This is a genomic window from Geodermatophilus saharensis (assembly GCF_900188205.1).
Classification (GTDB): Bacteria; Actinomycetota; Actinomycetes; order Mycobacteriales; family Geodermatophilaceae; genus Geodermatophilus; species Geodermatophilus saharensis.
The window spans coordinates 17,014-29,370 of record NZ_FZOH01000010.1 but is presented as its reverse complement, the minus strand read 5'-3'; the positions used below and the strand labels follow the sequence as shown (position 1 = coordinate 29,370).

Genomic DNA, 12,357 nt, shown 5'->3' with positions numbered 1-12,357 from the left:
TCGGGTCGCGAACGACCGGGACTCAGCCGTGACCTGACCTTCTGCCGTCCGTAACGCCGCCGGAACCGCTGCGCGCTGCGATGGGTCATGGCCGCGACGGCGCCCACGGCGACCACCTCGACGACGGGCCGCTCCGTGCACGCCCCGACCCCGCACCCCGGCCGCGCGCCGGAGCACGCCTGGCACGCGGTCGCGCTCTCCCGGGACTTGCGGCCCGGTGGCTGGCTGCAGGTGTGCCTGCTCGGCCGGACGTGGCGGTTGCGCCGTGACGACGGGGGGCTCGTGGCCGATCCACCGGCGTGGGCCGTGCGAGAGCGGTTCGGCGTCGTCTGGCTGGCGCCGGCGTGCCCCCGCGACGTCCCCCTGGAGCTGCCCGAGCACGAGGACCGGCGGTTCGTGCGCCGCTGGCTGGCGCCCACCCGGGCGGCGGGGCCGGCCGGTCCGCTGGCCGACGCCCTCCTCGCCGTCGCGCAGCACCGGCGCCCCGCCGTCCTCCGCGAGCCGTTCCGGGTGCGCCTGGACCTCCGCGACGCCGGCGCGGCGACGACGGTCCTGCACCTGCTGCACCCCGAGGACGGCGACTCCACCCGCGTCTACACCGGCGTGTACCTCGCCGCCGGTCCCGGCCGGCCGCTCCCGGGGCCGGACGCCGTCGCCGCGGAGGTCGCGCGCCAGCAGCGACTGCTGGCCGAGGCCGTCTCGCGGTGCGCGCGGTGGGCCGCGCACGATCAGGTCACCTGATCGTGCGGTGTCCTGACCCGCGGTGGGCGGTGAGCCAGGACGCGTCGGGGTGAGCCAGGACGGCGCCTCAGTCGGCGGTCAGCTCCTCCCCGCACGCGGCGCAGACGGTCGGCGGGTCCTCGTCGGCCACCCGCCCGCACGCCGGGCACACCCGGTGCAGGAAGCACGCGGGATCCCCGCCCTCGTCGACGCGGGCGGGCACGGGAGCGGGCCGTTCACCGCCCAGCGCCGCGGCGAACCGGCCCAGGACGGCGAGCACGTCGTCGCGCCGCTGCCCGCCGACCGCGGCCAGCGCCGCCCGCAGCTCGGTCAGCCGCAGCGCGTCGTAGCGGTCGAGCAGGTCCTCGCCGGCCGGGGACAGCCGCAGGCTCACCGCGCGCCGGCTGGCCGGTGAGGGCCGGCGGTCGGCGAGGCCGGCGACGACCAGCCGGTCGACGAGCCGGCTGGTGGTGGAGACCCCGCCGCCGACCCCGCGGGCCAGCTCGGCGAGCGACGCGTCGGGGCTGCGCCGCAACACGGTCAGCGCCCGCAGCTGCACCACCGAGACCGGGCCCAGCCCCGACGCCGCGCGGGTGGACACGCCCACGACCGCGCGAGCCAGGTCCAGCAGCACCTCGTCGGCGTCCACGACCCCTCCCGGGATGTTGCAGTACGGCAACAGTTGGCCTCGGGCAGCACCAGGTGGGTAACCGTACGGCACCGGACCCCGAGACGAGGAGGACGAGCATGCCCCGCACCGCCCTGGCCGCCCCTGTCGCAGCCGCCGCCCTGGTCCTGGCCTGCGGCTGCAGCGCCGAGCAGCCCCTGTCGGTGCCCGGACCCGAGGTCTCCGGCGGCGCGATCGGCCCGGACGAGGCCGTGACCGGCGACCTCTCGGTCCTGCAGGTCCAGCTGGAGTACCCGCTCGACGGCGTGTACGAGGAGGGCGAGGACGCCCGGCTCTTCCTCGGCATCGCCAACAGCGGCGGCACCGACGACGAGCTGGTCGACGTCACCGGCCCCGGCTTCGCCGACGCGGTGGACGACGACGGCGGCGACGTCGACGTCCCGGTCCCGGCGAACGACAACGTCTACGTCGGCGCCGAGGGCGCGCCGACGATCACGCTGGTCGACCTCGAGCGCCCGCTGCGCTCCTCGCAGTCGCTGCCGGTGACCCTGGTCTTCCGGGAGGCCGGGGAGGTCACCGTCGAGGCGATGGTCTCCGCCGAGCGCCAGACGCCGGCGCCGCCGTTCGACTTCCCCGACCCGGCCGAGGACGTCAGCCCGTGACGACCGCCTCGCCGCCGGGACCGGTCGCCGCCCGGCGGCGGCTGGGATGCTGGAGGGCGTGCCGTCACTCTCCGGGAACCGCGGCCGAACCCGTCGCCGCCTCACCCTGACCGCCGCCGCCCTCGCCGTGCCCGCCGGCTTCCTCGGCCGCGCCCTGTGGGGCCTGCCGACGGCGATCGGCGCCGGCCGGCGCGAGATCCGCCCGACCGTCGCCGGGTCCCCGCAGTGGTCGCAGGGCCGGTTCCACAACACCCTGCCGACGCCGGCGCTGCCCCCGCCCAACGCCCGCCGCGGGCTGCTGCGGCAGTGGCACGACGACCGGCACGTGGGCCTGCCCGCCGGGCCGGTGCCGCTGGCGCAGTCCGAGCTCCCCGCCGCGGCCGGCGACCTCGCCGTCACCTGGTTCGGGCACTCCAGCGCGCTGCTGGAGGTCGACGGCGCCCGGGTGCTCGTCGACCCGGTGTGGGGTTTCCGCGTCTCGCCGTCGCCGGTGTTCGGCCCGACCCGGCTGCACGAGCCCCCGGTGCCGCTGGAGTCGCTGCCGCGGCTCGACGCGATCCTGGTCTCCCACGACCACTACGACCACCTCGACCTGCCCACCGTGCGGGCGCTGGTCGAGCAGCAGGACGCGCCGTTCGTCGTGCCGCTGGGCGTGGGCGTGCACCTGCGGCACTGGGGCGTGCCCGCCGAGCGCGTCGTCGAGCTGGACTGGGACGGCACCACCACCGTCGGTGACCTGACCATCACCTGCACCGAGGCGCGGCACTTCTCCGGCCGCTACCTCACCCGCGACACCACGCTGTGGTCGTCGTGGGTGGTGGCCGGGCCGCGGCACCGGGTGTTCTTCGGCGGGGACACCGGCTACACGCCCGCGTTCGCCGGCATCGGCGCCCGGCTGGGCCCCTTCGACCTGACGCTGCTGCCGATCGGGGCCTACAACGAGGCCTGGGCGCACGTCCACATGGACCCCGAGGAGGCGGTGCGCGCGCACGGCGACCTCGGCGGCGGAGCGCTGCTGCCGGTCCACTGGGCCACGTTCAACCTGGCCTTCCACCGGTGGGCCGAGCCGGTGCAGCGGCTGCTGGCCGCGGCCGCCCGCTCGGACGTGCAGGTCCTCGTGCCGCGGCCGGGGCAGCGGGTCGACGTCCTGGCCCCGCCGCCGCTGGAGGACTGGTGGACGGCGGTCGGCTCCGCGGAGCCCGGCTCGGTGGACGACGGCGGCGCGGGCAGCGCGACGATCGCCCGGCTGGCGGCCTGGCGGGCCTCGCGCGCGTCCTGACCGCGCTCAGCGCAGCAGCTTCGACATCCGCCGGTCGGCCAGCGGCTTGCCGCCGGTCTGGCAGGTCGGGCAGTACTGCAGCGAGGTGTCGGCGAAGCTGACCTCGCGCACGGTGTCGCCGCAGACCGGGCAGGGCAGGCCGGTGCGGGCGTGCACCTGCAGCCCCGAGCGCTTCTCGCCCTTGAGCGTGGCCGCCTTCTGCCCGACCTGGCGGCCGAGCGCGTCGGTGAGCGTGGCGCGGACGGCGTCGTGCAGGCGGACGACCTCGTCGTCGGTCAGCCGGTCGGCCATCTTGAACGGCGACAGGCGGGCGGCGTGCAGGATCTCGTCGGAGTAGGCGTTGCCGATCCCGGACAGCAGCGTCTGGTCGGTCAGCGCCCCCTTGACCTGGCCGGAGCGGCCGGCCAGCAGCCGGGCGAAGGTGTCGCGGTCGACCTCGAGCGCGTCCGGGCCGAGCCGGGCGACGCCGGGGACCTCGGCCGGTGAGCGGACGACGTACACCGCCAGGCCCTTGCGGGTGCCCTGCTCGGTGAGGTCGAAGCCGTCACCGGTGTCGAGGTGGACGCGCAGGGCGAGCGGCCCCCTGCCCGGCTTGGGCGGCGCGTCGGGCAGCCCGGTGCGCCAGTGCAGCCACCCGGCGCGGGCCAGGTGCACGACCAGGTGCAGGCCGGAGACGTCGAGGTCGAGGAACTTGCCGTGCCGCGCGGCGCCGGTGACCTCCAGCCCGGCCAGCGCCGACAGCGGCGGGTCGAAGGTCTTGAGCGCCTGCAGGGCGGTCAGGTCGGCGCGCGCGACCACCCGGCCGACGGCGTTCTCGCGGAGGAACGCCGCCAGCGCCTCCACCTCGGGCAACTCGGGCACCCGGCCATGATCCCCGCCGCGCCCGCCCGGCGTCGTCCCCCATCGTGTGCACTTCCGCGGAAGTGCACGGTCCGGTCAGCCGGTGAGGCTGGTCCGGTCGGTGACGGGGGCGGTGGCGCCGGGCTCGGTGCGGGCCTGGTCGGCGACGGCGGCGGCGACCGCGGGGGTGACCGCCGGGTCGAACACGCTCGGGATGACGTAGTTGGCGTTGAGCTGGTCGTCGCGCACGAGCGCCGACAGCGCCTCGGCCGCGGCCAGCAGCATGCCGGTGCTGATCTCGGTGGCGCGGGCGTCGAGCAGGCCGCGGAACACGCCGGGGAAGGCGAGCACGTTGTTGATCTGGTTGGGCAGGTCCGAGCGGCCGGAGGCGACCACCGCCGCGTACTGCCGGGCCCGCACCGGGTCGACCTCCGGCGTCGGGTTGGCCATGGGGAACACCACCGCCCGCTCGGCCATCCCCGCCAGCGCCTCGACGGGGAGCACGTTGCCCGCGCTGACCCCGATGAAGACGTCGGCGCCGGCCAGCGCGTCGGGCAGCTCGCCGCGGACCCGGCCGGGGTTGGTCCGCGCCGCGAGCGCCTGCTTGGCGGGGCCGAGCCGCTCGTCGTCGGGCGAGAGGATGCCCTCGCGGTCCCACACCAGCACCTGCCGGGCGCCGGCCTCCAGCAGCAGGTGCACGATCGCCGTCCCCGCCGCGCCGGCACCGGCGACGACGATCCGCACGTCCGGCAGCTCCTTGTCCACCACGCGCAGGGCGTTGCGCAGCGCGGCCAGGGCGACGATCGCCGTCCCGTGCTGGTCGTCGTGGAAGACCGGGATGTCGAGCTTCTCCCGCAACCGCGCCTCGACCTCGAAGCAGCGCGGCGCGGCGATGTCCTCGAGGTTGATGCCGCCGAAGCCGGGGGCGATGAGCTCGACGGCGCGCACGATCTCGTCGACGTCGTTGGTGTCCAGGCAGATCGGCCAGGCGTCGATGTCGGCGAACCGCTTGAACAGGACGGCCTTGCCCTCCATCACCGGCAGGGCCGCGCCCGGCCCGAGGTCGCCCAGGCCGAGGACGGCCGACCCGTCGGTGACGACGGCGACCGTGTTGCCCTTGATGGTCAGCCGGCGCACGTCCTCGGGGTGCTCGGCCAGCGCCAGGCAGACCCGCGCCACGCCGGGGGTGTAGGCCATCGACAGGTCGTCGCGGGTCCGGAGCGGGACCTTCGAGGCGACCTCGAGCTTGCCGCCCAGGTGCAGCAGGAAGGTGCGGTCACTGACCTTGCGCACGGCGACGCCGGGGACGGCGCGCAGCGCGTCGACCATCTCCTCGGAGTGGGCGGCGTCGGCGGCCGAGCAGGTGACGTCGACGGTCAGCCCGTCGGAGCGGGAGTCGACGACGTCGATGGCGGTCACCGCCCCGCCGGCGGTGCCCACCGCGGTGGCGATCCGGCCGATCGACGCCGGGTCGCCGTCGGCGGTCAGCCGGACGGTGATCGAGTAGGACGCCGAGGTCACCGGCCCGCGGGGGGCGGCGGCGGGGTCGCCCGGCGAGCTGTCGCCGGTGGCGGTCGTGGGAGCGGTGTCGGTGCTCACGGCCCCCATCGTGACACCGGCCCGACAGCGCCGGGACTTGCGGTCACAGTGGTCACCACCAATAGGTTGCCTCACTGACTAGTCAGCGATACCGTCTAGTCGTGCCCACCGAGACCTGGCCCGCCGAGTGGATGCGGGCGGCGCTGCCGCTGGCGGTGCTGGCCGTCGTCGCCGAGGAGGAGACCTACGGCTACGCGATCGCCCAGCGCCTGCAGGCGGCCGGCCTGGGAGCGGTCAAGGGCGGGACGCTCTACCCGGTGCTCAACCGGCTCGAGCAGGACGGGCTGGTCACGTCGTCCTGGCGCGAGGGCGCGGGCGGCCCCGGCCGGAAGTTCTTCACCGTCACCCCGCACGGCCGCGCCCACCTGACCGGGCGCGTCGCCGCCTGGCACACCTTCACCGAGCGGGCCGCCGGCCTGCTCCCGTCCGTGGGGAGTCCCCGATGACCACCGGCACCGACACCTACCGGCGTGACCTCGTCCAGGCCCTGCGGGCGGGGAACGTGCCACCGGAGCGGATCGGCGAGATCGTCGCCGAGGTGGAGAGCCACGTCGCCGACACCGGGGAGGACCCGCGTGAGGCGTTCGGCCCGGCCCGCGAGTACGCGGCGGGCTTCGCGGTGCCGCCGTCGGCCCGCTCGCGGGTCTCGCTGTGGGCGCTCGTCGCGCTGGGCGCCGTCTGCGGCTGGCTCATCGCCGAGGGGGTCCTCGGCGTGTTCCGCAACGAGCCGGTGCTCGGCCTGCCAGAGGGCTACGCGCTCGTCGCCGGGTGGCTGCTGTGGGTGCCCGCGGTGGTGGTCCAGGCGCGGCGCCACGCCCCGGTGCGCGACCCGCGGACCGGCCGGTCACTCAGCCCGGGCCGCGGGCGGGTGGTCCTCGCGATGACCGTGGTCCTCCTCCTGCTGATGGTGGTCACCGCCCTGGCGGCCGCGCTGACCAGCGCCTGACCGGACGCCGGCCCTGCCGGGCCGGTCGACGGGTGGGGGCAGCGGCTCCAGCACGACCTCCAGCCCGCCGTCGGCCGCGGCGGCCACCAGGGCCGCGCCGTCGAGCGGCGGTGGTCCCACCAGCGCGGTGAGCGTCCGCTCGGGCCCGGAGGGGAATCCGACGGCCACCACGCGCGCCGGCTCCTCGCCGCCGCCCACCGACCACGGCACCCCGCGCGGGCAGACGACGGCCGAGCCCGCCGGCCGCCGCCGCGGTGACGCGGTGCCGACACCCACGCACGGGTCGCCGGCGAGGACGACGAGCACCAGGTCGGCGCCGCGGGCCACGTAGCGGTGCGGCGGCGTGCCGGCCGGCAGGCACAGCTCCTCCGCGCCGGGGAGGACGGGGAGGACGGCGTCGAGCGGTTCCATGCGGCGCACGGTCCACCCGGGCGCTGGTGGGCGGCTGGTCGGACGCCGACCAGCCGCCCACCAGCGCCCCACCAGGCACGGGCCCGACGGTGCTGCCGACACACTCCCGACCCCGACCCCGGAGCCGCCCGCATGACCGCCACCCCGTCCCTGTCCACCCCCGCGCCGGCCGCCGCCGTCCGCCCCTCCCCGTGGCGGGAGGTGGGCGTCTACCTCGGCACGGTCGCCGGACTGCTCACGCTGACCACCTCGGTGGCCGCGGCCGCCGGCGCCGACGTCACGCGCGTCGAGCAGGCCCCGCCACTGGTGCAGGCGCTGCTCTACGGCCAGGCGCTGATCCCGCTGCTCGCGGCCGTCCTCGCCCGCCTGGCGACCACCGGGACGCTGCGGCGGCCGGGCTGGGGCTTCCGCCGCACGTCGTGGCGCAGCCTGGGCACCGCCTGGCTGTGGGCGCTGCTGCCCACGCTGGCTGCCGGTGTGCTCCTCTGGGTCACCGGGCTCGCCGGCTTCGCTGCCGGCGGCCTCACGCCCGTGGTCCCGCTCGGGTTGACCGTGCTGGTGCTGCCCTACGTCGTGCTGGCGCTGGCCGAGGACGTCGGCTGGCGCGGCCTGCTCGTGCAGCGGCTGGCCGAGGTCGCCGGTCCGCTCACCGTCGTCCTGGTCAGCGGCCTGGCGTGGTCGCTGTTCCACTGGCCGCTGGTGCTCTTCCTCGGCGGCGCGCCCGCGGGCGTCCCGGTCTGGTTCGCGCTGGCGTGCCTGACGGTGGGCACCACCTCGTTGGGCGCGGTGCTCGCCTCGATGCAGCTGCGATGGGGGATCTGGCCGGGCGTTCTGGCCCACGCGGTGCTCAACGCGCTGCTCTACCACGTGCTCGCACCGCTGACCGCCGACAGCGGGCCCACCGAGTGGCTGTCCACCGAGACCGGCGCCATGGGAGCGGTGACCCTGCTGCTCGCGGCCCTGGCGTGGTGGCGGGTCGCCCCGCTGGTCCGGGCGGCCGGCGGCGGCACGATCGCGCGCTGACCCCGCCGCACGCACCCGAGCGCCTACCCTCCGTCGCCGTGGAGCTGCGGCTGGACGTCCTCGGGCCGACGCGGCTGCACCGCGACGGCACCGAGCTGGACCTCGGCGGGCGCCGACCCGCCGAGGTCCTGGCGCTCCTGGCCGCGGCCGAGGGCCGGACCGTGCCGACCGCCGCGCTCGCCGACCGGCTGTGGCGCGGCACCCCACCCGCGACCGCGACCACGACGCTGCAGGGACACATCAGCCGCCTGCGCCGGCTGGTCGACCCGGGCCGCACCGCGCGCGACGCCGCGGTGCTGGTGACCCGCGGGGACGGGTACGCCCTCGTCCTGCCCCGCGCCGCCGTCGACGCGCACGCGTTCGTCGACCTGGTGACCGCCGGCAGCGCCGGGGACGACCGGGAGGCCGCCCGGCTGCTGCCCGGGGCGCTGGCCCGCTGGCAGGACCGCCCCTACGCCGACGTCGCGGACGTCGGCGACGTCGTCCCGGTGGTCGCCCGCCTGGAGGAGATGCGGCGGGCGGCGGTCGAGCGGCTGACCGAGGCCCGGCTGGCCCTGGGGGCCGGCGCGGAACTGGTCCCGGACCTGACCGAGGCAGTGGCGGTCGCGCCGCTGCGCGAGCGCACGGCCGGCCTGCTCGCCCGGGCGCTGGTCCGGGCTGGCCGCCAGGGCGACGCGCTGGACGTGCTGCGCCGCACCCGGGAGCAGGTCGCCGACGAGCTGGGCCTGGACCTCTCCGCCGAGCTGCGCGACCTCGAGGCGGCGGTGCTGCGCCAGGACCCGTCGCTCGGGGCGCCGGCACCGGCCGCGGGAGCCGCGCCGGGCCCTCCCGCGGCACCGGTGGGCGACGGCTTCGTCGGGCGCCCGGCCGAGCTGGCCACCCTGGCCGGCGCGTGGTCGGCGGCGAGGGGAGGGCGCGGGACCGCGGTCGTGGTGACCGGCGAGCCGGGCATCGGGAAGACACGGCTGGTCGAGGCGTTCGCCGCGCGCGCCGGTGCCGCGGTCCGCTGGGGGCGGTGCGCCGAGATCGGCGGCGCACCGCCGTACTGGCCGTGGCAGCAGGTCCTCGGCGGCCTGCCCGAGACCGCGCCCGGTACCGACACCGGAGCCCGCTTCGCGCTCGGCCTCGACACCGCCCGCCGGCTGCACGCCCTGGCCGGCGACGCGCCCCTGCTCGTGGTGCTCGACGACCTGCAGTGGGCCGACGGGGACTCACTGCACGTCCTGGAGGTCGTCCTCTCCCAGCTGCACGCCAGCCGCGTGCTGCTCGCCGTCACCTGCCGGGAGGAGGCCACCGCGGAGCCGGCCGTGACCCGCGTCCTCGGCCTGGCCGCCCGGCTGCCGGGCGCCCGCCGGATCCGGCTCGGCGGCCTGAGTCCCGGCGAGGTCGCCGACCTGGTCACCGGCCTGCGCGGCGTCCCCGCCGGGGACGCAGCGGCGCTGGCCGAGCGCACCGGCGGCAACCCGTTCTTCGTGACGGAGCTGGCCGCGCTGCCCGGGGCGGCCGGGGAGACGGTGCCGGAGGGCGTGCGCGACGTCGTCCGCCTGCGGGTCGGCCGGCTGCCCGCCGACGCCCGGGAGGTGCTGGCGACGGCGGCCGTGGCCGGCCGGGAGGTGTCGCTGGCGCTGCTCGGCGCGGCGCTCGACGGCGGGAGCGGGGACGCGGTGACCGGGGCGCTGCGGACCGGCCTGCTGGTGGAGCCCTCGCCGGGGCGGGTGCGGGTCGCCCACGACCTGGTGCGCGAGGTGCTGCTGGCCGACCTCGGCCCGGTCGCCCGCGCCCGCGTGCACGGCCGGCTCGCCGACTCCCTGGAGGCCGGCGCGGCCGCGGCCACCTCGGCCGGCGCGATCGCCGTCCACCGGAGCGAGGCCGCCGCCGGCGGACCCGACGTGGCCGCGGCGCGGGCGTGCCTGCGTGCCGCCGCCGAGGCACTGGCCCGTGCCGGTGTCGACGAGGCGGTCGCCCTGGCCGCGCGCGGCCTGGTCCACGTCCCCGCGGGAGCCGACGTCCTCGCCGCCGACCTGCACCTGGTCCGCGGCGAGGGGCTGCGCCGGCTCGGGCTGCTGGAGGACAGCGGCGGCGCCCTGCGCACCGCCGCGGACCTCGCCCGCGTCCTCGACGACCCCGCCCGCCTGGCCCGCGCGGCCGTCGCCTCCGCCGGCGGCGGGCTCGGCGGCTACTGGGCGTCGGTGGGCGCCCCCGCGGCCACCGACGTCGCGCTGCTGGAGGAGGCCGCCGCCCGGGCCGGCGAGCTGCCGCCGGGCCTCGCCTCTGCGGTGCTGGCCGCGCTGGCCGTGCAGCGCTCCTCCTCGGGCGAGCCGGGCGGCCGGGAACTGGCCGACCGGGCGCTGGCCGCCGCCGGCGCCTCCCCCGCCGCCCGCCCGCGCGCCCGGGTGGCCCGCTTCGTGGCCGACTGGACGCCCGCGCACGCGCACGGGCGGGTGGCGCTGGCCCGGACGATGCTGCGCGAGTCGACGGGCGACCCGGCCGCCGAGGCGACCGCCCTGCACCTGCTGCGCTGCGCGCTCACCGAGACCGTGCAGGTGGAGGAGGCGGCCGCGGCGAGCCGGCGGTTCACCGAGCTGGCCACCCGCCGCGGCGACGGCGACCTGCTGCAGCTGGACGCGTGGTGGGCGGCCGGGCTGGCGCTGGCGCGCGGGGAGGCCGACGAGGCCCGGCGGCTCGCCGACGCCGCCGTCGCCGACGCCCCGACCAGCTCCCCCGCCGCGGCCGACGTCACCCGGATGTCCCGTCAGACGATCGAGGGCATCGCCGCCTGGCACGAGCACCGGATGCCCGACCTGCTGCCGGAGGTGGTCGACCTGGCCGCCACCGTCGACCCGGGCTGGCTGGCCGTCCTCGCCCAGGCGCACGCGCAGGCCGGCCGTCGCGAGCAGGCCCGCGCCGTCGTCGAGCGGTGGCTCACCTTCCCCGCGCACGGCGCCCGCGAGCCGGTGCGCGCGGTGCTGCTGGCCGACGTCGCCCTGGAGCTGCGCGACCGCGACCTGGCCGCCACCGTGCTGCCCGCACTGCGCACGTACGGCGACACGGTGGTGGTCCTCTGGGCCGGGACGACGGTGCTCGGTCCCACGGCGCTCTACCGCGGGGGCCTGCTGGGTCTGCTGGGCCTGCCCGGCGCCGAGGCGGAGCTGCGGCGCGGGCTGGAGGTCTGCGGGCTGTTCGGCTTCGCGCCGTTCGCTGCCCGCACCCGGGCCCTGCTCGGCGAGTTCTGCTGATCCCCGCCCGTGGGCTCCCGCGGACGGGCACGGGTGGGGGTCAGCCCGCCTGCTCGGCGCGGGCCTTGATCCCGGCGCAGAACCGGCGGAACGACGGGTTGAGGTCCGGCGTCGAGCGCTCGGTCACCCACGCCAGCGGGCCGGTCTGGTCCTCGCGGACGGTGAGCACGGTGCCGCCGTCGTCCTGCCGGTCGAGTGAGTAGGTGCGCTCGATGACCGCCAGCCCGAACGGCAGCCCGCCGCGCCAGCGCATCGCCTCCCCCGGCCGCAGCTCGGTGACGACGACGGAGAACGGCCGGCTGCGCAGCATCGTCGCGTACAGCGTCAGCCGCTCCCCCAGCGCGACCCGGCCCTCGACCCGGTCGACGCCGGAGTCCCAGTCCCGCCAGGTGCCGACGTCGACCAGGTGCGGCCACACCTGGTCCGGGCCGGCGTCGATGCGCGTGGCCGCCTCGTAGCTCCTCATGGGTCCCCTCCCGCCGCCCGCAGTCTGCCCGCGGTCACGAGGCCGGACCAGGGCCGCGCAGCCGGAACGGCCGGTCGGCGCGCAGCGGCCCGCGCGCCCAGGCGAGCAGCCCGCCGACGTCGAGGCCGTGCGGGGGCGCCTGCGCGTAGGGCGCGACGTTGCCCGCCCCCCGCTCGACGAGCGTCGCCGCGCCGCGGGCGTTGCCTCGGGCGGCGTGGGTCAGCCCGACGGCGAGCTGCGCCAGCCCGCGCCACAGCTGCCGCTCGTCCTCGGGTGCGGCCTTCCACGCGTCCTCGAGCACCTCGTGGGCGTGGAAGGGACGGCCGGCGTCGAGCAGCCGCTGGGCCTCGGCGACCGCCTCGTCCGGCGTCCGGGGCACCCCCTCCGGCGCGCGCTCGACCCCCTCGGCGCCGCGCGGCAGCGGCCGGCCCAGCGCGTCGCGCGGACGGGCGTTGCGCGCCCGCCCCTGGGTGTCCCGGTCGCGCGGCGAGGTCACCCCCGCATCCTCCCGCGGACACGCCCGGTCCCACCCCGGAGCGGGAGGTCC

General features: G+C 77.9%; 13 protein-coding genes. 7 read left to right on the top strand and 6 right to left on the bottom strand.

All coding sequences use genetic code 11. The features are described from left to right. Positions 1-87: 87 nt before the first annotated feature. Complete coding sequence (locus CHC04_RS20310) at positions 88-741, top strand: hypothetical protein (protein WP_089405783.1); 654 nt, start codon at positions 88-90, stop codon at positions 739-741. Between the two features lie 67 nt (positions 742-808). On the opposite strand, the gene CHC04_RS20305 is transcribed toward CHC04_RS20310, so the two are convergent. Then, positions 809-1,369, bottom strand: a complete 561-nt coding sequence (locus CHC04_RS20305; protein ID WP_176450114.1) for a MarR family winged helix-turn-helix transcriptional regulator — start codon at positions 1,367-1,369, stop codon at positions 809-811. A 98-nt stretch (positions 1,370-1,467) separates the two neighbouring features. Here CHC04_RS20305 and CHC04_RS20300 point away from each other — a divergent pair, with 98 nt between their 5' ends. Beyond that, positions 1,468-2,010 carry a copper chaperone PCu(A)C domain-containing protein gene (locus CHC04_RS20300; protein WP_089405781.1) on the top strand — a complete coding sequence of 181 codons (543 nt, stop codon included), beginning with the start codon at positions 1,468-1,470 and terminating at the stop codon, positions 2,008-2,010. Positions 2,011-2,068: 58 nt separating this feature from the next. Beyond that, the gene (locus tag CHC04_RS20295) at positions 2,069-3,289 is read left to right on the top strand and encodes an MBL fold metallo-hydrolase (protein ID WP_245817543.1); all 1,221 of its coding nucleotides are present in this window, start codon (positions 2,069-2,071) and stop codon (positions 3,287-3,289) included. A gap of 6 nt (positions 3,290-3,295) precedes the next feature. Here CHC04_RS20295 and CHC04_RS20290 read toward each other — a convergent pair whose 3' ends face one another. Together CHC04_RS20290 and CHC04_RS20285 are read right to left on the bottom strand one after the other, a co-directional pair. After that, positions 3,296-4,150: an Fpg/Nei family DNA glycosylase gene (locus CHC04_RS20290; RefSeq protein ID WP_089405779.1), complete on the bottom strand. Its 855-nt coding sequence runs from the start codon at positions 4,148-4,150 to the stop codon at positions 3,296-3,298. A gap of 75 nt (positions 4,151-4,225) precedes the next feature. Then, entirely contained in the window at positions 4,226-5,737 is a 1,512-nt protein-coding gene (locus CHC04_RS20285) for an NAD-dependent malic enzyme (protein WP_089405778.1), read from the bottom strand. Between the two features lie 92 nt (positions 5,738-5,829). On the opposite strand from CHC04_RS20285, the gene CHC04_RS20280 reads away from it, so the two are divergent. Next, a complete protein-coding gene (locus CHC04_RS20280; protein WP_089405777.1) occupies positions 5,830-6,174 on the top strand; it encodes a PadR family transcriptional regulator in 345 nt (114 codons plus the stop codon). Then, on the top strand, positions 6,171-6,674 hold the full coding sequence (locus CHC04_RS20275) for an HAAS signaling domain-containing protein (protein WP_089405776.1): 504 nt from the start codon (positions 6,171-6,173) through the stop codon (positions 6,672-6,674). Before CHC04_RS20280 ends, CHC04_RS20275 begins: the two co-directional genes overlap by 4 nt. On the opposite strand, the gene CHC04_RS20270 is transcribed toward CHC04_RS20275, so the two are convergent. Next, positions 6,573-7,085: a hypothetical protein gene (locus CHC04_RS20270; RefSeq protein WP_089405775.1), complete on the bottom strand. Its 513-nt coding sequence runs from the start codon at positions 7,083-7,085 to the stop codon at positions 6,573-6,575. The two genes, CHC04_RS20275 and CHC04_RS20270, sit on opposite strands and share 102 nt — an antisense overlap. Before the next feature lie 132 nt (positions 7,086-7,217). Between CHC04_RS20270 and CHC04_RS20265 the strand changes: the two genes are divergently transcribed. Both CHC04_RS20265 and CHC04_RS20260 read left to right on the top strand, forming a co-directional pair. Next, complete coding sequence (locus CHC04_RS20265) at positions 7,218-8,108, top strand: CPBP family intramembrane glutamic endopeptidase (RefSeq protein WP_089405774.1); 891 nt, start codon at positions 7,218-7,220, stop codon at positions 8,106-8,108. Positions 8,109-8,146: 38 nt separating this feature from the next. Beyond that, a complete protein-coding gene (locus tag CHC04_RS20260; RefSeq protein WP_176450113.1) occupies positions 8,147-11,344 on the top strand; it encodes an ATP-binding protein in 3,198 nt (1,065 codons plus the stop codon). A gap of 40 nt (positions 11,345-11,384) precedes the next feature. Here CHC04_RS20260 and CHC04_RS20255 read toward each other — a convergent pair whose 3' ends face one another. Both CHC04_RS20255 and CHC04_RS20250 read right to left on the bottom strand, forming a co-directional pair. After that, the gene (locus tag CHC04_RS20255; protein WP_089405772.1) at positions 11,385-11,810 is read right to left on the bottom strand and encodes an SRPBCC domain-containing protein; all 426 of its coding nucleotides are present in this window, start codon (positions 11,808-11,810) and stop codon (positions 11,385-11,387) included. A gap of 34 nt (positions 11,811-11,844) precedes the next feature. Further along, a complete protein-coding gene (locus CHC04_RS20250; protein WP_089405771.1) occupies positions 11,845-12,306 on the bottom strand; it encodes a DUF309 domain-containing protein in 462 nt (153 codons plus the stop codon). Between the last annotated feature and the right edge of the window lie 51 nt (positions 12,307-12,357).

Bases quoted from the DNA above. Each gene is read 5' to 3' on its own strand.
- CHC04_RS20255 (WP_089405772.1), bottom strand. From the start codon at position 11,810: ATGAGGAGCTACGAGGCGGCCACGCGCATCGACGCCGGCCCGGACCAG.
- CHC04_RS20285 (WP_089405778.1), bottom strand. From the start codon at position 5,737: ATGGGGGCCGTGAGCACCGACACCGCTCCCACGACCGCCACCGGCGAC.
- CHC04_RS20270 (WP_089405775.1), bottom strand. From the start codon at position 7,085: ATGGAACCGCTCGACGCCGTCCTCCCCGTCCTCCCCGGCGCGGAGGAG.
- CHC04_RS20310 (WP_089405783.1), top strand. From the start codon at position 88: ATGGCCGCGACGGCGCCCACGGCGACCACCTCGACGACGGGCCGCTCC.
- CHC04_RS20300 (WP_089405781.1), top strand. From the start codon at position 1,468: ATGCCCCGCACCGCCCTGGCCGCCCCTGTCGCAGCCGCCGCCCTGGTC.
- CHC04_RS20275 (WP_089405776.1), top strand. From the start codon at position 6,171: ATGACCACCGGCACCGACACCTACCGGCGTGACCTCGTCCAGGCCCTG.
- CHC04_RS20265 (WP_089405774.1), top strand. From the start codon at position 7,218: ATGACCGCCACCCCGTCCCTGTCCACCCCCGCGCCGGCCGCCGCCGTC.